The organism is Burkholderia pyrrocinia (genome assembly GCF_022809715.1).
Taxonomy (GTDB): Bacteria; Pseudomonadota; Gammaproteobacteria; order Burkholderiales; family Burkholderiaceae; genus Burkholderia; species Burkholderia pyrrocinia_C.
Genome location: NZ_CP094459.1, coordinates 2,802,370 through 2,828,188, shown reverse-complemented (window position 1 = coordinate 2,828,188; position 25,819 = coordinate 2,802,370). Strand labels below are relative to the sequence as shown.

Annotated in this window: 16 protein-coding genes and 1 pseudogene; 8 read left to right on the top strand and 9 right to left on the bottom strand. The window is 69.1% G+C overall.

The window, feature by feature from the left end:
- The first annotated feature begins 4 nt into the window (after positions 1–4).
- A complete protein-coding gene (locus MRS60_RS13025) occupies positions 5–4,051 on the top strand; it encodes a translocation/assembly module TamB domain-containing protein (RefSeq protein WP_243564803.1) in 4,047 nt (1,348 codons plus the stop codon).
- Between the two features lie 95 nt (positions 4,052–4,146).
- Here the strand turns inward: MRS60_RS13025 and metG are convergent, their stop codons facing one another.
- A complete protein-coding gene (metG, locus tag MRS60_RS13020) occupies positions 4,147–6,300 on the bottom strand; it encodes a methionine--tRNA ligase (RefSeq protein ID WP_243564802.1) in 2,154 nt (717 codons plus the stop codon).
- Between the two features lie 372 nt (positions 6,301–6,672).
- Entirely contained in the window at positions 6,673–7,317 is a 645-nt protein-coding gene (locus MRS60_RS13015) for an OmpA family protein (protein WP_034178753.1), read from the bottom strand.
- A gap of 349 nt (positions 7,318–7,666) precedes the next feature.
- On the opposite strand from MRS60_RS13015, the gene apbC reads away from it, so the two are divergent.
- From apbC to MRS60_RS12990, 5 genes are all read left to right on the top strand, one after another.
- Positions 7,667–8,758: an iron-sulfur cluster carrier protein ApbC gene (gene apbC / locus MRS60_RS13010; RefSeq protein ID WP_131948578.1), complete on the top strand. Its 1,092-nt coding sequence runs from the start codon at positions 7,667–7,669 to the stop codon at positions 8,756–8,758.
- Positions 8,759–8,891: 133 nt separating this feature from the next.
- Positions 8,892–9,428, top strand: a complete 537-nt coding sequence (gene sodC, locus MRS60_RS13005) for a superoxide dismutase [Cu-Zn] (protein ID WP_034178751.1) — start codon at positions 8,892–8,894, stop codon at positions 9,426–9,428.
- Positions 9,429–9,623: 195 nt separating this feature from the next.
- On the top strand, positions 9,624–10,193 hold the full coding sequence (gene dcd / locus MRS60_RS13000) for a dCTP deaminase (protein ID WP_006398615.1): 570 nt from the start codon (positions 9,624–9,626) through the stop codon (positions 10,191–10,193).
- Between the two features lie 81 nt (positions 10,194–10,274).
- Positions 10,275–12,554, top strand: coding sequence for an arginine/lysine/ornithine decarboxylase (locus MRS60_RS12995; protein ID WP_034178750.1), 2,280 nt, complete (start codon positions 10,275–10,277; stop codon positions 12,552–12,554).
- The gene (locus MRS60_RS12990) at positions 12,554–13,372 is read left to right on the top strand and encodes a lysozyme inhibitor LprI family protein (protein WP_034178749.1); all 819 of its coding nucleotides are present in this window, start codon (positions 12,554–12,556) and stop codon (positions 13,370–13,372) included. Before MRS60_RS12995 ends, MRS60_RS12990 begins: the two co-directional genes overlap by 1 nt.
- 106 nt (positions 13,373–13,478) lie before the next feature.
- Here the strand turns inward: MRS60_RS12990 and MRS60_RS12985 are convergent, their stop codons facing one another.
- The 5 genes and pseudogenes from MRS60_RS12985 to MRS60_RS12965 all read right to left on the bottom strand — a co-directional run bounded on the left by MRS60_RS12985 (position 13,479) and on the right by MRS60_RS12965 (position 19,383).
- Complete coding sequence (locus tag MRS60_RS12985) at positions 13,479–14,162, bottom strand: HAD family hydrolase (protein ID WP_034179403.1); 684 nt, start codon at positions 14,160–14,162, stop codon at positions 13,479–13,481.
- A gap of 94 nt (positions 14,163–14,256) precedes the next feature.
- Positions 14,257–15,666, bottom strand: a complete 1,410-nt coding sequence (gene argH, locus MRS60_RS12980) for an argininosuccinate lyase (protein ID WP_034178748.1) — start codon at positions 15,664–15,666, stop codon at positions 14,257–14,259.
- 88 nt (positions 15,667–15,754) lie between these two features.
- Positions 15,755–18,030, bottom strand: a pseudogene (locus tag MRS60_RS12975) (fimbria/pilus outer membrane usher protein).
- Positions 18,031–18,132: 102 nt separating this feature from the next.
- The gene (locus tag MRS60_RS12970; protein WP_105392942.1) at positions 18,133–18,843 is read right to left on the bottom strand and encodes a fimbrial biogenesis chaperone; all 711 of its coding nucleotides are present in this window, start codon (positions 18,841–18,843) and stop codon (positions 18,133–18,135) included.
- Between the two features lie 6 nt (positions 18,844–18,849).
- A complete protein-coding gene (locus MRS60_RS12965) occupies positions 18,850–19,383 on the bottom strand; it encodes a Csu type fimbrial protein (protein WP_243564801.1) in 534 nt (177 codons plus the stop codon).
- Between the two features lie 252 nt (positions 19,384–19,635).
- Between MRS60_RS12965 and MRS60_RS12960 the strand changes: the two genes are divergently transcribed.
- The gene (locus MRS60_RS12960; RefSeq protein ID WP_243564800.1) at positions 19,636–20,634 is read left to right on the top strand and encodes a Csu type fimbrial protein; all 999 of its coding nucleotides are present in this window, start codon (positions 19,636–19,638) and stop codon (positions 20,632–20,634) included.
- A gap of 6 nt (positions 20,635–20,640) precedes the next feature.
- On the opposite strand, the gene MRS60_RS12955 is transcribed toward MRS60_RS12960, so the two are convergent.
- Positions 20,641–21,450, bottom strand: a complete 810-nt coding sequence (locus MRS60_RS12955; RefSeq protein WP_105392939.1) for a helix-turn-helix transcriptional regulator — start codon at positions 21,448–21,450, stop codon at positions 20,641–20,643.
- Between the two features lie 260 nt (positions 21,451–21,710).
- On the opposite strand from MRS60_RS12955, the gene MRS60_RS12950 reads away from it, so the two are divergent.
- The gene (locus tag MRS60_RS12950; protein ID WP_105392938.1) at positions 21,711–22,463 is read left to right on the top strand and encodes a class I SAM-dependent methyltransferase; all 753 of its coding nucleotides are present in this window, start codon (positions 21,711–21,713) and stop codon (positions 22,461–22,463) included.
- Positions 22,464–22,600: 137 nt separating this feature from the next.
- Here the strand turns inward: MRS60_RS12950 and ppc are convergent, their stop codons facing one another.
- Positions 22,601–25,615 carry a phosphoenolpyruvate carboxylase gene (gene ppc, locus MRS60_RS12945; protein ID WP_034178742.1) on the bottom strand — a complete coding sequence of 1,005 codons (3,015 nt, stop codon included), beginning with the start codon at positions 25,613–25,615 and terminating at the stop codon, positions 22,601–22,603.
- Between the last annotated feature and the right edge of the window lie 204 nt (positions 25,616–25,819).

Below are 25,819 nucleotides of genomic sequence, written 5' to 3'. Positions count from 1 at the left end.
CCGCATGACGAAGGACCCGAACGACACGCCGCCGCCTCACGATCCGGACTCGCCCGACGGCGCGCCCGACGCACCGCCGCGCGCGCCGCGCCGCGGCCGCGCGATGCGCGTCGTCGCGTGGACGCTCGCGACGGCCGTGCTGCTCGTCGTGCTGGCTGCCGGGCTCGTGCTGGCCGCGGCGACGACCGAGCGCGGCACGCGGCTCGCATGGCAGGTGGCCGGGCGCGTGCTCGACGCACGGCTCGCGGGCACGCTCGAAGGCGGCTCGCTTGCGACCGGCGTGCGGTTGCGAGGCTTCGCGTGGACCAGCCCCGACGGCACCGGCACCGAGGTCCGCATCGACCGGCTCGACGGCCGCTGGGAATTGACCCGCGCGCCGTGGCGGCTGTCCATCGCCTATCTTCGCGCGGGCACGATCGACGTGCGGATCGCGCCGGGGCCGTCGACGCCGAGCACGACGCCGCAGGATCTGAGCCTGCCGCTGCAGTTGCGGATCGACGATCTGCGCGTCGATCACCTCGCGATTCACGAAGGCGGTTCGACGACGCAGCTCGACCATCTCGCGCTGAACGGCCGCAGCGACGGCCGTCATCATGAACTCGTGCTCGGCGGCGTCGATACGCCGTACGGCGCGCTGACCGCGCACGCGAAGCTCGACGGCGCGAAGCCGTTCGCGCTGACGGGCGAAGCTACCTACTCGGGCAAGCTATCCGACGAGCCGGTCGACGCGCGGGCCCGCGTGTCCGGTTCGCTCGAGGCGCTCGTCGCCGACGTCGACGCGAGCGGGATGAAGCTGAGCGGGCGCGCGCACGTCGAGGCCGCGCCGTTCGGTGCGGTGCCGCTCACGCGCGCGTCGCTCGCGTTCGATCACGTGAACCCGCAGGCGCTCGCACCCGGCGCGCCGGCCGCCGATCTCGCGGTGCGCGCGGAACTCGCGCCCGTGACCGCACCGGCCGGCGCCGCGCCGGCGAAGGGTTTCGCGGTGACGGGCCCCGTGTCGATCGTCAACGCGAAGCCCGGTACGCTCGGCGACCACCTGCTGCCGGTGATCGATGCGCACGCGAACGTGCATCTCGACGCGCACGCACAGCGGATCGACGATCTCGCGCTGAAACTGATCCGCGACGGCAGCGTGACGGGCAACGGCACGCTGACGGGCGGCAAGGGCCGCTTCGACCTGAAGGTCGCGAACCTCGACCTGAACGCATTCGTCGCCGAGTTGCGGCCGATGCGCCTGGGCGGCCCGGTCGGCGTGACGCTCGCGGGCGACGTGACGACCGTCGATTTCGACCTGACCGACCCGAAGCTCGCGCTCGGCGCGCGCGCGAAGGTCGCGCTGACGCCGCAGCAGACCGTGCTGACCGACGCGCGCGTGACGGCGGCCAAGGGCCGTATCGACCTGACGGGCGTGTTCCGCCACGACGCGCATTCGAGCTACGACGCGAAGGCGACGCTGACGGCGTTCGATCCGCTGCTGCTCGCCGCGATGAGGGCGCCGAAGGCTGGTGGCGGCAAGGCGGCCGCCACGGCAAAGGCGAAGGCGCCGGCCACGCGCGGCGAGACGCGCGTGTCGGGCACGCTGACCGCGTCGGGCGCGTTTGCGCCGCAGGTGTCGACGAAGGCGACCTTCAAGCTCGGCGACAGCCTGTACGACGGCGTGCCGCTGACCGGTGCCGGCGTCGTGCAGCTCGCCGGCTCGCGGATCCTGCCGAGCAATGCGAACCTGTCGATCGCGGGCAACCACGTCGATTTGCGCGGCAGCTTCGGCGCGCCCGGCGACCGGCTGCGCTTCGTCGTCGACGCGCCGCAGCTCGACCGGCTCGGCTTCGGCGTGGAAGGGCTCGCGCAGGCGCAGGGCGACCTGACCGGCAGCTTCGCGCATCCGAACGTGACGGCCACTTACAAGGCCGAGCGCGTCGTCGTCGGATCGAACCGGATCGGCGCCGCGCAGGGCCGCGCGGACATCCGCGACGGCGCGCACGGCGCACTCGTGTTCACGGCCGATGCGACCGACATCGCGCTCGGCTCGCTGAAGCTGAAATCGCTGCGCGCGAATCTGAACGGCACGCGCGCGAAGCACACGCTCGACGCATCGGCGGTCGGGACGACCGGCGGCCGCGTGATCGACGTGACGCTCGCGGCGAATGGCGGCGTGGTCGAGAACCGCGACGGAATGCGCTGGGACGGCACCGTCACGCGCCTTGCGAACCGCGGCACGCCGGCCGTCGCGCTGCAGGCGCCGCTCACCGTGTCGGCCGGCGCCGGCCGCGTGACGCTCGGCGCGACGCGGCTCACGCTCGAAGGCGCGGCGATCGACCTGAAGTCGTTCGTGTTCGATCACGGCCAGATGCGCTCGGCGGGCTCGGTGAGAGGCGCATCGGTCGCACGCTTCTTCGAGGTCCGCCAGGAGCTGACGGGCCAGCGGCCGCCGGTGCGCACCGACGTCGTGCTCGATGCCGACTGGGATTTCTCGCTCGGCGCGAACGCGACGGGCTACGTGCAGGTGAAGCGCCGCGGCGGCGACGTGACGATCGAGAGCGGGCGCGGCATCGCGTCGCTCGGGCTGACCGACCTGTCCGCGCGCGCGAGCTTCGCGCCCGGCAACCGGCTCAACGTGACGGCGCTCGCGAAGGCGAACCGGATCGGCACGCTCGATGCGAACGTCACGGTGCCGTTCGCGCTGCGCGACGGCATGTTCGGGGTCGTCGACGACGGCCCGCTGTCGGGCCGCATCGACGCCGACATCCCGTCGCTGAAAGCGACCGGCAACCTGTTCGGGCCGAGCTACCTGCTCGGCGGGCGCGCGGCGCTGAAGCTGACGGTCGCCGGCACGCCGGTGAAGCCGAACCTGTCGGGGATGCTGACGGGCGACGACCTGTCCGCGACGCTCGTCGACCAGGGCGTGCAGTTGAAGGACGGCATCGTGCGCGTGAAGCTCTCGGAAAACCTCGTCGAATTCCAGCAGGTCGAGTTCCACGGCGGCGACGGCACGCTGCGCGCGCTCGGCCGCGTGCGCCTCGACGGCGAGGCGCCCGACCTGACCGCGAGCATCGTCGCGGACAAGCTCGAACTGTTCGCGGCGCCGGACCGCAAGCTGTCGCTGTCGGGCAAGGCGACGGTCGCGAACGACGGGCCGCGCGGCGCGCTGTCGATCGACGGCAAGTTCGTCGTCGACCGCGCGCTGTTCGACCTGCCCGAGGAATCGGCGCCGCACCTGTCCGACGACGTCGTGATCGTGCGGCCGGACGGCACGGTGCGCGGCGAGACGCCGACCGGCACCGCGGTCGCGAAGCCGCCGCCGGCCACGGACAAGCCGGCGCCGTCGCTCGCGCCGCGCGCGAACATCGACATCGGCCTCGGCAACAACTTCCGCTTCAAGGGCCACGGCGCGGATCTAGGGCTGCGCGGCACGATCACCGTGATGAGCGCGCCGGGCGTGCCGCTGCGCGCGGTCGGCAACGTGCGCGTGACCGAAGGGTCGACGTACACGTCGTTCGGCCGCAAGCTCGCGGTCGAGAACGGCTTCTTCACGTTCAACGGGCCCGTGTCGAACCCCGGCGTCAACATCCTCGCGATGCGGCGCAACCAGGAGGTCGAGGCCGGCGTGCAGGTGACGGGCACGATCCAGTCGCCGACGGTCAAGCTCGTGTCGGAGCCGAACGTCACCGACAACGAGAAGCTGTCGTGGCTGCTGTTCGGGCACGGCACCGACCAGGGCAACAACGTCGGCCAGCAGGGCGCGATGACGGCCGCGCTCGCGCTGCTCGGCAGCGCGACCGGCAAGCGCGTCGCGCAGACCATCGGCCTCGACGAATTCTCGATCGGCCGCAGCGACGTCGGCCTGACCGATCCGCAAGTCGTGCAGGTGTCGAAGGCGATCAACGAGCGCTTCGTGCTCGGCTACGAGCAGGGGCTGCAGTCGGCCAGCAACGCGTTCAAGGCGACGATCAACCTGACGCGCTTCTGGTCGGTGTCCGCGTACGGCGGCACGTTCCAGGGTGTCGACCTGAACTACACGCGGCGCTTCGATCGCTGGTTCGGGCAGCGGTGACGGCGGGCGCGTGTCGCACCGCGCACATGTAAAAAAGGCCCCGCACGATGCGTGCGGGGCCTTTTTCGTGCAAGCGACGGCGCGCTCGGCGCGGCTTACTTCACGCGCATGCCGGGCTTCGCGCCGCTGTGCGGCTCGAGGATGTAGAGGCCCGGCTCGGCCTTCTCGTCGGTTGCCGACGCCGCGAGCACCATCCCTTCGGACAGGCCGAACTTCATCTTGCGCGGCGCGAGGTTCGCGACCATCACCGTCAGCTTGCCGACGAGCTGCTCGGGCTGGTACGCGGACTTGATGCCCGAGAACACGTTGCGGGTCTTTTCCTCGCCGATGTCGAGCGTGAGCTGCAGCAGCTTGTCCGAGCCTTCGACGGCCTGGCACGCGACGATCTTCGCGATGCGCAGGTCGATCTTCGCGAAATCGTCGATCGAGATGGGGGCGTCGTCGGCGCCGTTTACGACGGCCGGCTTCGCGTTCGCCTTGGCGTTCTTCGCATCCTTCGAGTCCTTCGCGGCGTTCGCGCTTGCAGCGGCCGCGTCGGCCTGCAGCGAATCGCGGTTCGCGGCGAGCAGCGCGCCGATCTGCTTCGCATCGACGCGGGTCATCAGGTGCTGGTACGCCTTGATCGGCTGTTCCGACGACAGCGGCTTCGCGGCATCGGCCCACGTGAGCGGCGCGATTCCGAAGAACGACTCGACGGATTCGGCGACGCGCGGCATCACCGGCTTCAGCGCGAGCGACAGCAGGCGGAACGCCTCGAGGCTCACGCTGCAGGTTTCGTGCAGCGCGACCGCGTTGGCCGGATCCTTCGCGAGCTCCCACGGCTTCGCGCCGTCGACGTACGCGTTCACGTCGTCCGCGAGCTCCATCGTGTGGCGCAGCGCGCGGCTGTATTCGCGTGCTTCGTAGTTCGCGGCGATCGCGGGAATCGCATCGCGCAGCTTCGCGACGAGCGGATGGTTCATCGCGCTGTCCTGCACGCGGCCGTCGAAGCGCTTGAGCAGGAAGCCGGCCGCGCGGCTCGCGATGTTCACGTACTTGCCGACGAGGTCGCTGTTCACGCGTGCCTGGAAGTCGTCGAGGTTCAGGTCGATGTCTTCCATCGTCGCGTTCAGCTTCGCGGCGAAGTAGTAGCGCAGCCATTCCGGGTTCAGGCCCGTGTCGATGTAGCTCTGCGCGGTGATGAACGTGCCGCGCGACTTCGACATCTTCGCGCCGTCGACCGTCAGGAAGCCGTGCGCGAACACGTTGGTCGGCGTGCGGTGGCCCGAGAACTCGAGCATCGCGGGCCAGAACAGCGTGTGGAAGTACAGGATGTCCTTGCCGATGAAGTGGTACTGCTCGGCCTTCGAGCCCGCGCGGATCCATGCGTCGAAATCGATGCCGTTGCGGTCGCACAGGTTCTTGAAGCTCGCGTAGTAGCCGACCGGCGCGTCGAGCCACACGTAGAAATACTTGCCGGGCGCGCCCGGGATCTCGAAGCCGAAGTACGGCGCGTCACGCGAGATGTCCCAGTCGGCGAGCTTGGCCTCGCCGGCGTCGCCGAGCCATTCGCGCATCTTGTTGGTCGCTTCGGGCTGCGCGAGGCCGCTCACCCATTCGCGCAGGAACGTCTCGCAGCGCGGGTCGGACAGGCGGAAGAAGTAGTGCTTCGACGTCTTGCGCACCGGCGTCGCGCCCGACACGACCGAATACGGGTTCAGCAGTTCGGTCGGCAGGTAGGTCGAGCCGCACACCTCGCAGTTGTCGCCGTACTGATCCTTCGCGTGGCACTTCGGGCACTCGCCCTTGATGAAGCGGTCCGGCAGGAACATTTCCTTGACGGGGTCGTACGCCTGCTCGATCTCGCGCTCGGCGATCAGGCCGGCTTCCCGCAGCGCGAGGTAGATCTGCTCGCTCAGCACGCGGTTCTCGTCCGAATCGGTCGTGTAGAAGTTGTCGAACGACACGCCGAAGCTGTCGAAGTCGCGCTTGTGCTCGGTCCAGACGCGGTCGATCAGCTGCTTCGGGCTCAGGCCTTCCTTCTCCGCGCGCAGCATGACCGGCGTGCCGTGCGTGTCGTCGGCGCCGATGTAGTAGACCTCGTGACCGTGCATTCGCAGCGTCCGCACCCAGATGTCGGTCTGGATGTACTCGACCAGGTGGCCGATGTGGATCTGCCCGTTGGCGTAGGGCAGTGCGGACGTAACGAGGATCTGGCGCGCGCCTTGCGGCGCCGCAGCCTGCACGGAAGTGAGGTCGGTTGCGGACATAGGGTCTGTAGAGGAACGGCGGAAATACGACGGGAAACTGCGATTCTAGCAGGGGCGCGGGCCGGGGAGGCACGGCGCCGCGTGGCGGGCGCTGGAACGGGCGGAGTCGGGCAAACGGCGTGCCCGGCGGTGCTGCTGCGTTGCAGCACGAATTCTGCGGGCAAAAAAAACCGGGGCGGATACGGCCCCGGAGCAACAACGACAAGAGGAGAATGGTGACGCGCCGGCAACTACCAGCCGCGTACCGTAAATACTGACCACGGCCCGCGACGGAAGTTCGAAAATTTTTTCGATTTGTTACCAGCCCCGACGGACGCCTTGTCCGGCGGGGCTGCGCGGGCGGCGTGCCCGCGCCTTCTCCTCGTCGTGCGCTTACTGCGCCTGCGCTGCGCGCAGGTAGATTTCGACGCGGCGGTTCTGGGCGCGGCCGGCTTCGGTCGCGTTGTCCGCGATCGGGTTCGACGGGCCCATGCCCTGCGCCGACAGGCGGCCGGCGTTGACGCCGCGCTGCGCGAGCGCGTTCACGACGCTTTGCGCGCGGTTCTGCGACAGCGTCTGGTTCAGCTGCGCCGAGCCCGTGCTGTCCGTGTAGCCGACGACCGATGCCGTTACTTGCGGGTTCTGGTTCAGCGTCGTCGCCAGGTCGTTCAGCAGCGGCGTGAATGCCGGCGTGATCGCGTACTGGTTCGTCGCGAACGTCACCGAGCTCGGTACGTTCAGCTTCAGCGAGCCGTCCGGCTGCTCGGTCACCTGCGTGCCCGTCTTCGCTGCCGACGGCGCGAGCTTGTTCCTGATCGCCTGCCAGTTGTAACCCGTCACGCCGCCGACCAGCGCGCCGACGCCCGCGCCGATCGCCGCGCCCTTGCCGCCGCCAGCCAGAGCGCCGATGCCTGCGCCCAGCGCCGCACCCGTGCCGGTACCGACGGCCGTGTTGGTGCCTTGCGGCGATGCGCAGCCGGCCAGCACTGCACCTGCCAGGGCGAAGACGGACAGGCGAGTCGCGATTTTCATGTTCATCTTGGATTCCTCTCTTGGTTGAACGAGTCGACAACGACAACTACAGTTACGGCTCCCCGCACAGGCCGCCCGAAAAAGGAGGGCGGGCCTGGCGCTAGCGGCAGCCGCCGAGGCGGTTGCATGCCCTGTCCGTCAACATGGCTGTTCGGACAGCGCGACGCGTCAGCCTCTACAATATAGGCGGTTAGTGGCCGATTTGGCCCCATAGCGTGCCGCACGCGAAGAGTGCGCCGGGTCGCGCGTTCGCGCAATGGCATGCAACAGATTCTTTCACTTTTCCCGATTTTCGCAGCGTAATTTGATATTTTTTGACGTTTGCGCGCGAGAAAAACGTTTTCACGGAGTTTCGATGAGCATTGACCGGGCACAAGTCGACGCCGCACTGGCGGCTGTCGTCGACCCCAATACCGGCCGGCCGTATGCGGCGAACAAGGGCGTGCGCAACGTCGCGATCGACGGCGATGTCGTGGCGCTCGACGTGGTGCTCGGTTATCCCGCGCGCAGCCAGCACGACGACGTGCGCGCACGCGTCGTGGCGGCGCTCCAGGCCGTGCCGGGCGTGCGCGACGCGCGCGTCGCCGTGTCGCAGGAGATCGTCGCGCACACGGTGCAGCGCGGCGTGAAGCTGCTGCCGAACGTGAAGAACATCGTCGCGGTGGCGTCGGGCAAGGGCGGCGTCGGCAAGAGCACGACGGCCGTGAACCTCGCGCTCGCGCTCGCCGCGGAAGGCGCATCGGTCGGCATTCTCGATGCCGACATCTATGGCCCGTCGCTGCCGACGATGCTCGGCATCCACGGCCAGCGCCCCGAGTCGCCCGACAACCAGTCGATGAACCCGCTCGTCGGCCACGGGCTGCAGGCGAACTCGATCGGCTTCCTGATCGAGGAAGACAACCCGATGGTGTGGCGCGGCCCGATGGCGACCTCCGCGCTCGAGCAGTTGCTGCGCCAGACCAACTGGCGCGAGCTCGACTACCTGATCGTCGACATGCCGCCCGGCACCGGCGACATCCAGCTGACGCTCGCGCAGCGCGTGCCGGTCACGGGCGCGGTGATCGTCACGACGCCGCAGGACATCGCGCTGCTCGACGCGAAGAAGGGCCTGAAGATGTTCGAGAAGGTCGGGATTCCGATCCTCGGCATCGTCGAGAACATGAGCATCCACATCTGCTCGAACTGCGGCCATGAGGAGCACATCTTTGGCGCCGGCGGGGCCGAGCGGATGGCGAAGGACTACGATGTGAACGTGCTCGGCAGCCTGCCGCTCGACATCGCGATCCGCGAGCGGGCCGACAGCGGCACGCCGACGGTCGCGGCCGATCCGGACGGTGCGCTGGCGCGGCGCTACCGCGACATCGCGCGCGGGGTCGCGCTGGCGATTGCCGAGCGCGCGCGCGACATGACGTCGAAGTTCCCGACCATCGTTGTTCAAAATACGTAAAACCCTTGCGGGGCGGGGCCTCACGCTGTTTACGGCGCCGCGAGGCGCGGTATCATGGCGACTTTTCCCGGGTCCCTTTACCCGCCCGGCACGGCCGCCGTGTCAAACGGCCGTCAGCCGGCATGAGGATTGAATGAAACAACGACATCACGGGGTGCGCGCCGGCCGCGCGCGGCACGCGCTGCTGGCCGTCGCCGCGCTGGGCCTGCTGGCCGGCTGCACCTCCTTTTCCTCGTCGCACGAAAAACGGGCCGACGCACAGCTGCAGCCGACGGTCGGCTCGCAGGCGCGCGGCGCGGTGACGTTCGTCGAGCGTCCGGACGGCGTCCAGGTCACCTACAACCTGGTCGGCCTGCCGCCGAACAGCGATCACGCGCTGCAGGTGCACGAGCGCGGCGACTGCAACGCAGGCGACGGCTCGAGCGCCGGCCAGGTGTTCGCGCCGGCCGCCGACCGCCTGCGCGCGGGCGCCCGCGTCGCCGGCGATCTCGGCAACATCCATGCGGATGCGAACGGCGTCGCAGCCGGCTTCATCGTCGCTCCAGATCTGGCCCTCGATGGCGTGCGCTCGGCGATGAGCCGCGCGGCGCTGGTGCACCGCGAGCCGAGCGATCCCGCGTTTCCGCAGCATGGCGCGGGGCCTGCGCTCGCCTGCGGCGTGATCCGCTGACGGCTGCCGCGTGCGCGGGCCGATGATCGCGTAAAATGTCCGCCTTTCCCCGCCGCCGCCTCGTATCGGCGGCTTTCGTTTTCCGTCACGCAGCGTTTCCTGGCGCCCCGATATGACACGACCCCCACGCTCACTTTGTTCGCTGCCCCCCGAGGGGGCGGTCAGCCTCCTTGGGACGGCCCGGCGGAGGCTGACATGAGCATCAAGTCCGACAAGTGGATTCGGCGCATGGCCGAAGAGCACAAGATGATCGAGCCGTTCGTGCCCGATCAGGTTCGCGCGTCCGAGGATGGCCGCCGGATCGTCAGCTACGGCACGTCGAGCTACGGCTACGACATCCGCTGCGCAGACGAATTCAAGATCTTCACGAACATCAACTCGACGATCGTCGATCCGAAGAACTTCGACGAGGGTTCGTTTGTCGATTTCAAGGGCGACGTGTGCATCATCCCGCCGAACTCGTTCGCGCTGGCCCGCACCGTCGAATATTTCCGCATCCCGCGCACCGTGCTGACGGTCTGCCTCGGCAAGTCGACCTATGCGCGCTGCGGGATCATCGTCAACGTGACGCCGTTCGAGCCCGAGTGGGAAGGCTACGTCACGCTGGAATTCTCGAACACCACGCCGCTGCCCGCGAAGATCTACGCGAACGAAGGCGTCGCGCAGGTGCTCTTCTTCGAGAGCGACGAAGTGTGCGACGTGTCGTACGCCGATCGCGGCGGCAAGTATCAGGGGCAGCGCGGTGTCACGCTGCCGAAAACCTGATCTGGTTGCATATCGTCTCACCAGTTTCCGGGTGACCGCTGCGCGTGACGCGCCGCGGTCGTTCTTTTTGGAGAATCGCCCATGAAGTTTCGTTTCCCCGTCGTCATCATCGACGAAGATTTCCGCTCCGAGAACATCTCGGGCTCCGGCATCCGGGCGTTGGCCGAAGCGATCGAGAAAGAGGGCGTCGAAGTCCTCGGCCTCACGAGCTACGGCGATCTGACGTCGTTCGCGCAGCAGTCGAGCCGCGCGTCGTGCTTCATCCTGTCGATCGACGACGACGAACTCATGCTCGGCGAAACCGGCCCGGACGGCGAGCTGCCCGAGCTCGCGACCGCGATCATCGAGCTGCGCGCGTTCGTCACCGAAGTGCGCCGCCGCAACGCGGACATCCCGATCTTCCTGTACGGCGAGACGCGCACGTCGCGGCATCTGCCGAACGACATCCTGCGCGAGCTGCACGGCTTCATCCACATGTTCGAGGACACACCGGAGTTCGTCGCGCGCCACATCATCCGCGAGGCGAAGGTCTATCTCGACTCGCTCGCGCCGCCGTTCTTCAAGGAACTCGTCAAGTACGCGGACGAAGGCTCGTACTCGTGGCACTGCCCGGGCCACTCGGGCGGCGTCGCGTTCCTGAAGAACCCGCTCGGCCAGATGTTCCACCAGTTCTTCGGCGAGAACATGCTGCGCGCGGACGTCTGCAACGCGGTGGACGAACTCGGCCAGCTGCTCGATCACACAGGCCCGGTCGCGGCGTCCGAGCGCAATGCGGCGCGCATCTTCAGCGCCGATCACCTGTTCTTCGTGACCAACGGCACGTCGACGTCGAACAAGATCGTCTGGCACGCGACGGTGGCGCCGGGCGACATCGTGCTGGTCGACCGCAACTGCCACAAGTCGATCCTGCACGCGATCACGATGACGGGCGCGATTCCGGTGTTCCTGACGCCGACGCGCAACCATTTCGGCATCATCGGGCCGATCCCGCGCGACGAATTCAAGCCGGAGAACATCCGCAAGAAGATCGAGGCGAACCCGTTCGCGCGCGAGGCGCTGCGCGAGAACCCGGACATGAAGCCGCGGATCCTGACGATCACGCAAAGCACGTACGACGGTGTCGTCTACAACGTCGAGATGATCAAGGACCTGCTCGGCGACCTGCTCGACACGCTGCACTTCGATGAAGCGTGGCTGCCGCACGCGACGTTCCACGATTTCTACCGCGACATGCACGCGATCGGCGACGGCCGCCCGCGCACGGGCGCGCTGGTATTCGCGACGCACTCGACGCACAAGCTGCTCGCCGGCATCTCGCAGGCGTCGCAGATCGTCGTGCAGGATTCGGAGAACCGCACGTTCGACAAGCACCGCTTCAACGAGGCGTACCTGATGCATACGTCGACGAGCCCGCAGTACGCGATCATCGCGTCGTGCGACGTCGCGGCCGCGATGATGGAGCCGCCGGGCGGCACCGCGCTCGTCGAGGAATCGATCGCCGAGGCGATCGACTTCCGCCGCGCGATGCGCAAGGTCGACGCCGAATACGGCGACGACTGGTTCTTCAGCGTGTGGGGCCCGGACAACCTGTCGGAAGAGGGCATCGGTTCGCGCGACGACTGGATGCTGAAGCCGAACGACCACTGGCACGGCTTCGGCCCGCTCGCGGAAGGCTTCAACATGCTCGACCCGATCAAGGCGACGATCATCACGCCGGGGCTCGACGTCGACGGCGAGTTCGGCGAGACGGGCATTCCGGCCGCGATCGTCACGAAGTACCTGGCCGAGCACGGGATCATCGTCGAGAAGACCGGCCTGTACTCGTTCTTCATCATGTTCACGATCGGCATCACGAAGGGCCGCTGGAACTCGATGGTGACCGAGCTGCAGCAGTTCAAGGACGACTACGACAACAATCAGCCGCTGTGGCGCGTGCTGCCGGAATTCGTCGCGCAGCATCCGCGCTACGAGCGCGTCGGCCTGCGCGACCTGTGCACGCAGATCCACGACGTGTACCGCGCGAACGACATCGCACGCCTGACGACCGAGATGTACCTGTCGGACATGGAACCGGCGATGAAGCCGTCGGACGCGTTCGCGAAGCTCGCGCACCGCAAGATCGACCGCGTGCCGCTCGACGAGCTCGAAGGCCGCGTGACGAGCATCCTGCTGACGCCGTACCCGCCGGGCATTCCGCTGCTGATCCCGGGCGAGCGCTTCAACAAGACGATCGTGAACTACCTGCGGTTCGCGCGCGACTTCAACGAGCGTTTCCCGGGCTTCCACACCGACATCCACGGCCTCGTCGCGGAAGAGGTGAACGGCCGCGTCGAGTACTACGTCGACTGCGTGCGCGACTGATGGCGACGCACGGACGATTCCGGGCGATGCGCGCGGCGGTGGCCGCGCTCGTCGTCTGGGCGGCAGGGGCGGCGGGGCTGGCGGGGTCGGGCGTCGCGCACGCGGAAGTCGCGGCGGCTGACCCGATCGACGTCGCGATGCGGCAATGCCTCGCGCGGCGCGACCGGTCGTCGACGGCCGGCCAGATCCAGTGCATGGGCGAAGCGCAGCAGCAGTGGCAGACGGTGATGGACGGCGCGTACCAGCGCCTGTTGAAGGATGCGCCGGCCGACGCGAAGCGCGGCTGGCAGGACAGCCAGCGCCGCTGGGTTACGTGGCGCAAGGATGAAGTCCTTCTGCTGAAGGCCGTGTACGACACGACGCGCGGCACCGCGTACACGATGTCGAGCGCCGACATGCAGCTGCAGCCCGTGCGCGATCGCGCGCTGGCGCTGCGCGGCGCGGCCGATCGTTTTGCGCCGCCGCCCGCTGCCGTACCGGTCGCGGCTACGAGCGGCACGAGCGTGGCCGAGGGCGCGGCCGCGTCGAACGGCAAGCCGGCGGCGAACGCGTCGCGCGATCCGGCCGTGCGGCGCGTGCGGCCGTGCGAACAGGATGCCGCGTGCGAGCACGCGCTGTTCGACCTGAACCGCTATTACCAGAAGCTGCGCCGCAAGATGCCTGCGCATTCGGCCGCGACGCTGGTGCGCGCGCAGCGCGCGTGGGTCGCGTTCCGCGATGCGACGGCGCCGCTCGTCGGCGAGGACGGTCGCGTCGACCTGATCGGCGCGCGCATCGCGACGATGAAGCGGCTGTCGGAGACGGCCGGCAACAAGTAGACGCCGTGGCGACGCCGGTCGTTCGGCGGCACAACAAAACGGGCACCCTTGGGTGCCCGTTTGCATTTGGCGGTGCGCAGCGCACCGTGTTTCGCGCTCGCGTGTCCTACGCCGGCTTCTGCGTGTCGTACCGGCCGAACCACGACGGCACGAGTGCGACCGCATCGTCGAGCGACGCGAGCACGTGCAGGCTCAGCGCGACGATTTCGGGCGTCGGCGCCTTCAGGTCGGGCACGGTGACGACCGACGCGCCCGCGCCGGCGGCCGACTGCGCGCCGAAGTCGCTGTCCTCGAACGCGACGCACGTATGTGCCGGCACGCCGAGGCGTTCGGCCGCGAGCCGGTAGACGGCCGGATCGGGCTTGCCGCGCGCGACTTCGTCGCCGCCCGCGATCGCGCGGAAGAACGGCAGCACGCCGACCGCGTCGAGCCGCGCGCGGATCACGTCGCACGCGGACGACGACGCGACCGCGCACGGGATGCCGGCCTGTGCGAGCGTGTCGAGCAGCGCGAACGCGCCGGGCTTCAACGGGAACTTCGGATGGGGTTCGGGCGCCGCGAGTTGTTCGCGTACGCGGATGCGCACGGCGTCGAACGTATCGGGATTGCCGATCAGCCGCGCCAGGATGACTTGGCCCTCGGCGAACGAGCGGCCGACGATCTGCAGGTAGTCGGTGGCCGTCAGCGCGACACCGTGTGCGTTCGACACGTCGATCCACGTGTTCATGATGGTCCGCTCGGAATCGACGAGCAGGCCGTCCATGTCGAAGAGTGCGGCGGAAAAGGTCATCGGCGACATCCGGGAAGCAGGGCAGGCAATGGGCGGCGCAACGGCCGCCCGAATGAAAAACGGACGCCGAAGGCGTCCGTCCGGAACAGCGGGCTTACCGGCCGAGCGCGGCGCGGGCAGCCTTGACCGCCGCACGCACCTGGTCGGGTGCGGTGCCGCCCGGATGGTTGCGGCTGGCGACCGAACCCTCGAGCGTCAGGTAGCCGAACACGTCGTCGCCGATCAGGTGCGCGACGTTCGGCAGTTCCTGCTTCATCTCGTCGAGCGTCAGGTCGGCGAGATCGATGCCGCGGTCGTCGCAGATCCGCACCGCGTGCGCGACGGCTTCGTGCGCGTCGCGGAACGGCAGGCCGCGCTTCACGAGGTAGTCGGCGAGGTCGGTGGCGGTCGAGAAGCCCTGCAGCGCGGCAGCGCGCATCGCGTCCGGCTTCACGGTGATGCCCGCGACCATTTCGGCGAAGATCCGCAGCGTGTCGGCGACGGTGTCGACCGTGTCGAACAGCGGTTCCTTGTCTTCCTGGTTGTCCTTGTTGTACGCGAGCGGCTGGCCCTTCATCAACGTCAGCAGCGCCATCAGGTGGCCGTTCACGCGGCCCGTCTTGCCGCGCGCGAGCTCGGGCACGTCCGGGTTCTTCTTCTGCGGCATGATCGAGCTGCCGGTGCAGAAGCGGTCGGCGATGTCGATGAAGCCGACGCGCGGGCTCATCCACAGCACGAGTTCTTCGGAGAAGCGCGACACGTGCGTCATCACGAGCGCGGAGGCGGCCGTGAATTCGATCGCGAAGTCGCGATCCGACACCGCGTCGAGCGAGTTCGCGCAGATGCCGTCGAAGCCGAGCGTCTTCGCGACCGCGTGGCGATCGATCGGGTAGCTCGTGCCCGCGAGTGCGGCCGCGCCGAGCGGCAGGCGGTTCACGCGCGTGCGGCAGTCGCGCATGCGCTCCGCGTCGCGCGAGAACATCTCGACGTACGCGAGCAGGTGGTGGCCGAACGTGACGGGTTGCGCGACCTGCAGGTGCGTGAAGCCCGGCATGATCGTGGCGGCGTTCTGTTCCGCGAGGTCGAGCAGCGCGCCGCGCAGGTCGTTCAGCAGGCCGCCGATGCGGTCGATCTCGCCGCGCAGCCACAGGCGGATGTCGGTCGCGACCTGGTCGTTGCGCGAGCGGCCCGTGTGCAGGCGCTTGCCGGCGTCGCCGATCAGCGCGGTCAGGCGCGCCTCGATGTTCAGGTGGACGTCCTCGAGGTCGAGCTGCCATTCGAATTCGCCGCGCTCGATCTCGCCCTTGATCTGCGCCATCCCGCGTTCGATCGCGGCCAGGTCGTCGGCGCTGATGATCTTCTGCGCGGCGAGCATGTTCGCGTGCGCGAGCGAGCCGGCGATGTCGACGAGCGCGAGGCGCTTGTCGAAAAACACCGACGACGTGTAGCGCTTGACCAGCTCCGACATCGGTTCCGAGAAGCGGGCCGACCAGGCCTCGCCCTTTTTGTGCAGTTGGGACGTCATGGCGATTCTTCGAAGGGGAGTTGGGCGGCGTGCGCCGCCGAGGGAATCCCGCAATTCTAACATTCGCGGGCCTGGCGGCCGGCGCGGGCTAGCGGGGCGTGCAGGTCAGCGGGCCGATCCGCGGCAGCGTGCCGTCGTCCGGCCGCCGGTACGAGAACACGACGACGCAGTCGTGGCCGCCGCCGGAGATTTCCAGGCGGTTGTTCGCGACGAGGCCGTCGACGAACGTGAGGCCGTCGTAGCCGACGATCGTGCGCTGGCCGCTTTCGACGTGCACGACGTCGAGGCCGGGCGGCAGCGGCGCGCCGTCCGGCGTGCGCAGCGCGATCGACGCCGCGCGGTAGCGCGTGACCGGGAAGCGCGCGAGCACGCCCGAGCGGGCCTGCGGCACGACGTCGAGCGTCGTGTCCGCGAGGCGCGCGTCGGCCGGCAGCGTCGTGCCGTCGATCGCGACGCGATTGTGCTGGTACGCGCTCAGGTCGGGCACCAGCAGGTAGCCCGTGCGGTCGGTCTCGCCGATCGGCCGGTTCTGGTGCAGCACCGGCACGCGCCCGGCATCGGTCGACACGAGCGCGAAGCCGTCGTCGATGCGGCGCGCTGCCAGCAACTGGCCGCTCATCAGCACGAGCGCGCCGGTCACGTCGACCGACGCGTCGTGCTGCCCGCCGAACGACTGTCCGAGCAGCGTGACCTGGCCCGCGCGGCCCAGGTATTGCAGCTGCCCCTGGCCGTAGCGCAGCGGGCCGTTCTCGCCGGCCTGCACGTTCCAGCCGAAGCCGCCGTCGTAGTCGGGCGCGCGCGACGCGCTGACCGCGCGGGTCGACTCGCCGTTCTGCCGGCCGACGCTCGCCGCGACCGACGTGTTGTCGCCGAGGCCGACGCTCAGGCTGACGAAGAAGCCGCGCGCGTTGTGCTGCCGGAAATCCTGGAATGCGCTGACGGTCATCGACGCGAGCATCCCGACGTTGACCGACCACGCCGCCGAGCCGATCCGCGATGCAGGCGCGCCCGGGTATTTGAGGCCGAGATAGCTGAACGACAGCGTCTGCGCACGGAGGAACGGGAACGACACCGTCACGCGGTCGCTGACGGTCGCGACCGGCGTGCCTTCGCGCGCGCCGAGGTCGCCGTAGCCGCCGAACGCGCGCAGCGTCTGCGCGTCGACCGAGAAGCGCGGCGTCACGTACTGGTAGCCGAGGCCGGCCTGCGCGCCGGAGAAGCGCCCGGCGCCGACGGCCAGCGACGCGTTCGCGACGCCCCGCCGCCGATGCGCGCGAGCACGCCCGCGCCGACGTTGTAGACGCCGCTCGTCGCCTCGGCGTGTGCCTCGGCGGTCAGCCGCTCGGTGACGCCGTAGCGCACCGATCCGCTCGCGGCCGGCGTGCGCGCATAGTCGAACGCGTCCTGGCCGTATGCGCGGCGCAGGAAGCCCGCCTCCACCGAATAGCTGGCGAGGCCGGGCGCGAGCAGGCGCGTGTCGACGTAGAGCGGGATCGACGTGGCGATCGTGCGGCCGAGCGCGTCGCGCGTGATCACCGTTGCGTTGCCGGCGCCGGTGATGCCCGGCACGCTGTTGATCACGAACGGGCCGCCCGGCACGTTGCCGCTGAACTGGCGCACGTTGTTCACGTACAGGTCGACCGCCGACGGCACGACCGCGCTGCCCGACAGCGCCGGCACCGGGAAGGTCACGAGATCGGGGCGCAAGCCGAAGTTGCTGCGCCACTGCACGCCGCCGATGCGCAGCGAGCGGGTCCACGACAGCGACGACGAGATGGTGTCGCCGAATTGGGTCGTCGTGAGCGTGCGCGGGTCGGACACCGTCCACGACGTGTCGTAGCGCATGTAGCGCTGCCCGTCGCGACGGAAGTAGCCGATGCCGGTGTTGCTGAACACGCCGGCCGGATCGAAGTAGCGCGCCTCGGTCCACACCGCGAGCGGCGCATGCGCGGCGGTCTGCGCGTATGCGTCGTAGTTCAGCACGATACCCCGGCCGGACGTCGCCGGCGGCGTGGCGGCGAGCCCGCGCGCGTCGAACGTGTGCGGAATGCGCAGCGCGTCGGGCACGTGCAGGTCGATCGTCTGGCGGCCCGGATCGTAGTCGTAGCGCAGGCCCGCGAGCGCGTCGAGCGCGACCGGCGTGTTCGACAGCGGCTGCGCACGGTCGCCGCTGGCGATGCCGAGGTCGTTCAGGTCGGCCGACGCCGCGAACAGGTGGCCGTCGGCCTGCCGGAAGCGCGCGATCCGGCGGGTCGGCTCGCCGTTGATCGACACGTCGAGGTACAGCACGCCGGGCTCCGGGGCCGCGGAAGGGGGCAGCTCGGGGGCCGGCTGTGCGCCTGCGGTGCCCGCGCGCAGCGCCAGCGTGAGGGCGGCGAGCCACGCGTAGCGCCTGGCAGGCGTCGTTCGATGGGCATGTCGCGTCGTCGGCACGCGCAACGGGGCGGGAGGGCGCCAGCGCCGGATTCAGCGCGGCGTCAGCCGGGCCTCGACGGGTTGCGTGTTTACCGTCGCGCGGACTTTCACGAACGGCGACGGGCGCGCGTCGAGCTTGAGCGGCCAGTGCCGCACGCTGCCGGCCAGTGCGTAGCCGAGCAGCCCGCGCGCGACTTCATGCGCGTTGCCGTGCGCATCGACGAGCTGCACCGCGGACAGCTGCGCGCGCCGGCCGCCGAGATTCGCGACCGACAGCCGCAGGCCCTGCGAATCGGCCTCGATGCGCCAGTCAAGCTGCGGCGGGGTGGGCGGTGCGGCGGGTTCGACGAACACCGGCACCGAGTAGCGCACGCGGATCGTGATGCCGTTCTGCGCCGGTGTGCCGGGCGCGGGCAGCTCGTCGATCAGCACGCGATAGCTTTCCTCCATGACCGGGCTCGCGCGCGTGGTGCGCACGAGGCGGATCAGCTGCTCGGCGTTCGCGCTGATCTGCAGCAACGGCGGCGACGCGGCGAGCGAATCGGTCGGTGTCAGCACGTCCTCGCCGTTCTCCTGCGTCCAGCGGAACGTGCGCACCTGGCCGTAGATCGGCTGCACGCCCGAATTGCTGAGCGTGACGCCGGCCGCCGTGACCGACGGCGACAGCTCGAGCGTTACCGGCGAAATCTGCAGCGTCGCGGCCGGCGCGGTTGCAGCCGACGCGGCGCACAGTGCGGCGACAAAACAGGGGCCGATCGCCACGGCGGGTCAGAAGTAGACGGTCGCGGTGACGGTGGCCTGGTAGGTGTCCGGTTTCGGGGTGGCTTGCGTCTGCACCTGGCCGTATACGTTGAGCGTCTGGGCGGAGCCGTTGCCGGTGCCGCCGACGGTGTCGGTGCCCTGCGTGTTCCCCCAGATCGTCGTGTGGCCGCTGTCCTGGAACAGCTGGAAACCGACCGTCGTGCCCGTGTTGCCGCTGGTTGTGCCGGCCATCAGCCGCGCGCTGACCGTCGAGCCGGAGACGCCGCCCGCGTCGAGCCCGACGTTGTACGGCGTCGTGTTGCTGCAGGTGATGGAGAGCGTGGTCTGCTGGTTGATCGCGGACGTCAGTACGCCCGAGGTGCCGAATGCGAGCGGGTTCACGTTGACCGAGCAGTTCGCCTGGATGGTCAGCGTGACGTTGAATTGCGCGGTGGCGGTGCCGTTGGAATAGACGGCGGCGGCGGCAGGGCGCCAGGCCGGGGTGAGTGCGATGGTCGCCGCGATGGCGGTGGACAGCGCGTGACGCGTGATGGCGTTCATTGTGATGGTCTCCAGCCGTTCCGGGCGTATCGCCCCGGCCTGCAGTGCCCGAACCGCGTGATTCGCCGTGTCGACCGAACCGCACATTCGTCTGACTAGATTACTCTACGCATTTGGTTGCATGCAATGGTAGAAATACGGACTAGTTTGCATTGTCTGAATATTGTGCGGGCGGCCGGTTTGATCTGGATCAACGGTTGGGGCGGCAGCCGGGCAGCGACCGGAACGAATGCTTTTCTATTGGGGGAAACCATGGCGGAGCGGCGGGTCGCGCGGGCGTACCGGTATCTGCGTCGGGTGGCGTGCTGGCTGCTGGCCGCGCTGCTGTGCGGGCCGTGGCTGTCCGCGCAGGCGGACAGCTGCACGGTGAGCGCGCAGACGACGAGCTTCGGTTCGGTCAGCCCGATCACGCAGGCGGCGTACACGACGACCAGCACGGTGGGCGTGACGTGCACGTGGGATACGTTGAGTCTCAACACGACCGTGCTGGTCTGCCTGAATCTCGGCACCACGAGCCCGCGCGCGATGACGAACGGGGCCAACCAGATGCAGTACGACCTGTATCAGGACAACGGCTATACGCAGGTCTGGGGCGCGGTCGCCAGCGGCACGACGCCGATGTCGGTCACGCTGGCGAAGCCGGGGATCGGCACGAGCGCGAACGCGACCCTGACCGTTTACGGCCGCATCGCGCCGAACCAGCCGACCGTGCCGAGCGTGAACAACAGCAGCACGCTCTACTCGCAGACGTTCGCCGGGAACCAGGCGTCGTACAGCTACAACTTCGCACTGCTCGGCATCCAGCTGGTGCCATGCACGTCGCAGGCGTCGGCGGGCACGTTCGCGTATTCGACGAACGCGACCATCGTGAACAATTGCTTCATCAGTGCGACGAATGTTGCGTTTCCCGCAACGGGCGTGCTCGCGTCGGCGCTGACGGCGAGCGGCTCGATCAGCGCGCAATGCACGAACGGCGATGCGTTCCAGATCGCGCTGAACGGCGGCAGCAGCGGCAACGTCGCGGCCCGCACGATGCAGCGCTCGGGCGGCGGCGGCTCGGTAGGCTATCAGCTCTACCAGGACAGCGGCTTGACGACGCCATGGGGCGACGGCACCGGCGGCACCTCGATGGCGACCGGCACCGGCAGCGGGTTCGCGCAGGCGCTCACCGTCTACGGTCGCGTGCCCGCGCAGGCGACGCCCGCGCCGGGCAACTACAGCGACACGATCACCGCGACGATCAGTTTTTGAGCCGGCTCAGTCGCGCACCAGTACGACCAGCTTCAGGTCCTCGCGGTGCGCGGGCTTCAGTGTGATCTGCTGGTACACGAGGCGGCCGTCGGCCGGATGGTCGAATTCGCGCAGGCCGCCTTCGCGCTCGAACACGTCCTGCGACGCCCAGTACTGCGCGAACGCGTCGCTGCCGGCAGTCAGCGCGTCGATCAGCGCGCGGGTCGGCGCGTCGGCCAGGTGGCGGATCGAATCGGCGCGGAATTCGGCCGCGAGCCGCCGCGCGCGGGTTTCCCAGTCGACGATCAGCGTGCGCGCGGCCGGCGACATGAACGTGAAGCGCAGCAGGTTGCGGTCGTGCTCGCCGTCGAGCCAGCCGGAAAACAGCGAGGCGGCCGGCGCGTTCCACGCGAGCGCGTTCCATTGCCGGTCGAGCACGTACGCGGGTGTCGCGATCGCCGCGACGGTCGCGGCGAGCGTCGGCGGCAGGTCGCCGCCCGCGACGTCGGGCTCGGCGGGATCGCGCTGCGCGGCCAGTTCGAACAGGTACGCGCGCTCGGCCTTCGACAATTGCAGCGCGACGGCGATTCGTGCGAGCGCGTCGGCCGACGCCGACACCGGGCGACCCTGTTCGATCCACGTGTACCAGGTCGGGCTGACGCCGCACAGTTGCGCAACTTCCTCGCGCCGCAGCCCCGGCGTGCGGCGGCGCGGGCCGGGCGGCAGGCCGACGGCCTGCGGCGACAGCCGCTCGCGGTGGGCGCGGATGAATTCGCCGAGCGCGCGGGCGGGCGTGGCGTCGAGCGGCGGGACAGGGGCGGAGGACGGCTGGTTCATGCGGAAACGGCGAAGTGGAAGCGAGGATGCGGCAACGATCAGACAGGTGTATCGAATACCAGAATAACTGCTTAACTTGTACTGGTACAAACGCAAGCCTATTGTAGCGGCTCGCGCGCTGGCAGGCAGCGGGCGTCCCACAAAACGCGTTGCAGGGGCCGGATGCGAAGCATGGGGCTGGAGTAAGTGCTGAAGCACTTACTCCAGCCGACACAAGTGCCGAAGCGCCCACTCCGGTCGACAGCACAAAGGAGCGAACGATGAAACACCACGACCAGGTCGCCGACGCATTCGGCACGACGGCCGCCGCCTATCTGACCAGCACGGTCCACGCGACGGGCGCCGATCTGCAGACGCTCGCCGACGCGGTGCGCGCGACGCCCGATGCCGCCGTGCTCGATCTCGGCTGCGGTGCCGGCCACGCGAGCTTCGCGGTCGCGCCGCACGTGCGCGACGTGGTCGCATACGATCTCGCCGCACCGATGCTCGCGACCGTCGATGCGGCCGCGCGCGAGCGCGGGCTCGCGAACATCCGCACGCAGCAGGGCCCGGCGGAACGGCTGCCGTTCGACACGGCGACGTTCGACTGGGTCGTGAGCCGGATGAGCGCGCACCACTGGCACGACATGCGCGCGGCGCTCGCCGAGGTGCGCCGCGTGCTGAAACCGGGCGGCCGCGTGCTGATGATCGACATTGCGGGCAACGACCATCCGCTGCTCGACACGTACCTGCAGGCCGCCGAAGTGCTGCGCGACGCGTCGCACGTGCGCGACTACCGCGCGGACGAATGGCTCGCGATGTTCCGCGATGCCGGTTTCGACGCGCACGTGCATAGCCGCTGGCGGCTGCCGATCGATTTCGACACGTGGGTCGCGCGCATCCGCACGCCGGCCGACAGCGTCGCCGGCATTCGCGCGCTGTGGGCACACGCACCCGACGAGGTGCGCGGCTATTACGCGGTGCGGCCCGACGGTTCGTTCGAACACGACGCGCTGCTGATCGACGCGCATTGACCGGGCCGGCCGGCGCGGCACGCCGGTGTGCCGTGCGGCCTTCCGATGAAAAAAGCCGCGCTACGCACCGTGGGTACGGTGGCGTAGCGCGGCTTTTGCGATCGGCCGGCGCGGAACGGGCCCGCGCCGCATGCGGATCAGCCCGTGTTGCGCAGGCCGGCCGCGATCCCGTTGATCGTCAGGTGAATCCCGCGGCGCAGCCGCGCGTTCGTGTCGCCCGCGCGGTGGCGCTTGATCAGCTCGACCTGCAGGTGGTTCAGCGGATCGAGATACGGGAAGCGGTTCTTGATCGAGCGCGCGAGCAGCGGGTTGGTCGCGAGGCGGCCTTCTTGCCCGGTGATTTCCGCCAGCGCGTTCGACGTGCGTTCCCATTCCGCGACGATCCGCTCGAACACGTGCTTGCGCAGCTTGCGGTCGGAGACGAGCTGCGCGTAGCGCGACGCGACCGCGAGGTCGGTCTTCGCCAGCACCATGTCCATGTTCGACATCAGGTTCGAGAAGAACGGCCAGGTCTTGTTCATCTTCTTCAGCAGCGCGACGCGCTTCGTGCGCTCGGCTTCATCCTGCGCGCCGTCGAGATACGCGCTCACCGCGCTGCCGAAGCCGTACCAGCCCGTCAGCAGCAGCCGGCACTGGCCCCACGAGAAGCCCCACGGAATCGCGCGCAGATCCTCGATCTTGCGCTGCTTCGGATCCTGCAGCTTGCGCGAAGCCGGGCGGCTGCCGATGTTCAGCTCGGCGATCTCGGTGATCGGCGTCGACGAGAAGAAGTAGTCGGTGAAGCCCGGCGTTTCATAGACGAGCGCGCGGTACGCGGCCATCGCCGAGTCGGACAGCGTCTGCATCGCAGCCTCGAACGCGGGCAGTTGCGCAGGGGCGTTCGACTGCGGCAGCAGCGACGCCTCGAGCGTCGCGGCGACGACCGTCTCGAGGTTGCGCCGGCCGATCTCGGGGTTCGCGAACTTGCTCGCGATCACCTCGCCCTGTTCGGTCAGGCGGATCTGGCCGTTCACGGTGCCCGGCGGCTGCGACAGGATCGCCTGGTAGGTCGGGCCGCCGCCGCGGCCGACCGTGCCGCCGCGGCCGTGGAACAGCCGCAGCGTGATCTTGCGGTCGCGGAACAGGTCGACGAGCGCGAGTTCCGCGCGATACAGCTCCCAGTTCGACGTGAGGAAGCCGCCGTCCTTGTTGCTGTCCGAGTAGCCGAGCATCACTTCCTGCTCGGCGCCCTGGTGCGCGATCAGCGCGTCGACGCCCGGCAGTGCGAAGTATTCGCGCATGATGCGCGACGCGTCGCGCAGGTCGGGGATCGTCTCGAACAGCGGAATCACCATCAGGCTGTTCCTCGCATGGCCGCCGGGCACGCCGAGCGCGCCTTCGAGCAGCCCCGTCTCCTTCTGCAGCAGCAGCACCTCGACGAGGTCGCTGACGGTTTCCGTATGCGAAATGATGTAGTTGCGCACCGCGCGCGCGCCGAATTGCGCGCGCACCTCGCGCGCCTTCTCGAACACGCCGAGCTCGCTCTGCGCGAGCGCCGAGTATTCGAAGTACGGCGAGCGCAGCGGGCGCGGATCGGCGAGCGCGGCGAGCAGCACGCGGAGTTTGTCTTCCTCGGCGAGCGCCGCGTAGTCGGCCTCGACGCCCGCGCGCGCGAACAGCTCGGCGACCACCGCTTCATGGATGTCGGAGCTCTGGCGCAGGTCGATGCTCGCGAGATGGAAGCCGAACACTTCGGCCGCGCGCACGAGCGGCGCGAGGCGCGGCGCGGCGAGCGACGTGCCGTGGTGTTCGTCGAGCGACGCGGTCAGCACCTTCAGGTCCGCGACGAACGCTTCGGAATCCTCATACGGGATCGCGCGCACGGGCGGCGCGCCGCGGCCCGCGCTGCGCACGGGCACCGTGCCTTCGCCCAGGCGCACGCGTGCGCTCGCGGCAAGGCGCGTGTAGATGCCGATCAGCGCGCGGCGATACGGTTCGTCGACGCGGTGCGGCGACTGGTCGGGCGAGGCGGCCGCGAGCGCCTTCACGCCATCGCTCGCGCCGACCAGCAGGTTCGACACCGACAGCTCGGCGCCGAGCTTGTGCACCTGTTCCAGATAGTGCTCGAGGATCACCGCGGCCTGGCGGTTGATCGCCTCGTCGAGCGTCGGCGCCGTCACGTTCGGGTTGCCGTCGCGATCGCCGCCGATCCAGCTGCCCATCTGGAAGAACGCGGGCACGCGCGCGGACAGGCCGTGCTCGGCGAGCGCGGCCTCGATGTCGCCGTACAGCGCGGGCAGCTCGTCGAGGAAGGTCGCGCGGTAGTACGACAGCGCGTTCTCGATCTCGTCGCCGACCGTCAGGCGCGCGTCGCGCAGCATGCGCGTCTGCCACAGCGCGGTCACGCGCGCACGCAGCATCGATTCGTTGTGCTGGCGTTCGCGCGCGGTCAGCTCCTGGTCGCGCTCGGCGAGCAGGCGCGCGATGTCGTGCTGCGCGTCGAGGATGCTCTTGCGCTGCACCTCGGTCGGGTGCGCGGTCAGCACCGGCACGATCAGCGCATCGTCGAAGAAGCGCTGCAGCAGGCGCTTCGACGCGTTGCCGGTCGTCTTCAGCTGATCGAGCGCATACGCGACCGTGCCGGGCTGCGGCGCGGAGCCGGCCAGCGCGTGGATGCGGCGGCGGCGGTTGTGATGGCGGTCTTCCGCGATGTTCGCGAGATGCGAGAAATAGCTGAACGCGCGCACGACGCTCACCGTCTGCTCCGGCGTCAGCTTGCGCAGCTTCTTCTCGAGCGTCTGCGCGGCTTCGCTGTCGTCCTCGCGGCGGAACTTGACCGCGGTCTGGCGGATCGTCTCGACGACGTCGAACACGGTGTCGCCTTCCTGCTCGCGCACGACGTCGCCGAGCAGGCGGCCGAGGAAGCGGATGTCCTCGAACAGCGGGCCGTCCTTGTCCTCGCGCGTGCGCGTGCCGGACTTCGGCGCGCCGGCCTTGCGGGCAGCGGGGCCGGCGGCTTTCGTCGTGCGTTTTGTCTGACGTATCGGGTCTTTCGGTTTCGTTGCCGTTTTCGCACGGCCGTTCGCGGCGGTGGCGACGGTGTCCGTCGGGGCGTCGGAGGAGGACAGGGCAGCATTGCGGCGCGCCGTACGCGCCGATCCGGAAGACTTCACGATGGGTTTCCTTGGGAAAGCTCGAGTCAAAAGGAACTGCGAAACTGCGGGAACTGCGGTCAAGCAACCAGCTACGTGCGGCACATCCGCGCATCGGCGCCGCGACCCGCTCGGCGGCCGGCCGGGCGCAGGCTCCGGGCCCGGGCGGGCCGGGGCGTGCGTGCTACCATTGTTCGGTCTTCAATCCCGTCCTTCGATGTTCCA

Coding starts and splice junctions, on each gene's coding strand:
- MRS60_RS13025 (WP_243564803.1), top strand. CDS start 5: ATGACGAAGGACCCGAACGACACGCCGCCGCCTCACGATCCGGACTCG.
- metG (WP_243564802.1), bottom strand. CDS start 6,300: ATGTCCGCAACCGACCTCACTTCCGTGCAGGCTGCGGCGCCGCAAGGC.
- MRS60_RS13015 (WP_034178753.1), bottom strand. CDS start 7,317: ATGAACATGAAAATCGCGACTCGCCTGTCCGTCTTCGCCCTGGCAGGT.
- apbC (WP_131948578.1), top strand. CDS start 7,667: ATGAGCATTGACCGGGCACAAGTCGACGCCGCACTGGCGGCTGTCGTC.
- sodC (WP_034178751.1), top strand. CDS start 8,892: ATGAAACAACGACATCACGGGGTGCGCGCCGGCCGCGCGCGGCACGCG.
- dcd (WP_006398615.1), top strand. CDS start 9,624: ATGAGCATCAAGTCCGACAAGTGGATTCGGCGCATGGCCGAAGAGCAC.
- MRS60_RS12995 (WP_034178750.1), top strand. CDS start 10,275: ATGAAGTTTCGTTTCCCCGTCGTCATCATCGACGAAGATTTCCGCTCC.
- MRS60_RS12990 (WP_034178749.1), top strand. CDS start 12,554: ATGGCGACGCACGGACGATTCCGGGCGATGCGCGCGGCGGTGGCCGCG.
- MRS60_RS12985 (WP_034179403.1), bottom strand. CDS start 14,162: ATGACCTTTTCCGCCGCACTCTTCGACATGGACGGCCTGCTCGTCGAT.
- argH (WP_034178748.1), bottom strand. CDS start 15,666: ATGACGTCCCAACTGCACAAAAAGGGCGAGGCCTGGTCGGCCCGCTTC.
- MRS60_RS12965 (WP_243564801.1), bottom strand. CDS start 19,383: ATGAACGCCATCACGCGTCACGCGCTGTCCACCGCCATCGCGGCGACC.
- MRS60_RS12960 (WP_243564800.1), top strand. CDS start 19,636: ATGGCGGAGCGGCGGGTCGCGCGGGCGTACCGGTATCTGCGTCGGGTG.
- MRS60_RS12955 (WP_105392939.1), bottom strand. CDS start 21,450: ATGAACCAGCCGTCCTCCGCCCCTGTCCCGCCGCTCGACGCCACGCCC.
- MRS60_RS12950 (WP_105392938.1), top strand. CDS start 21,711: ATGAAACACCACGACCAGGTCGCCGACGCATTCGGCACGACGGCCGCC.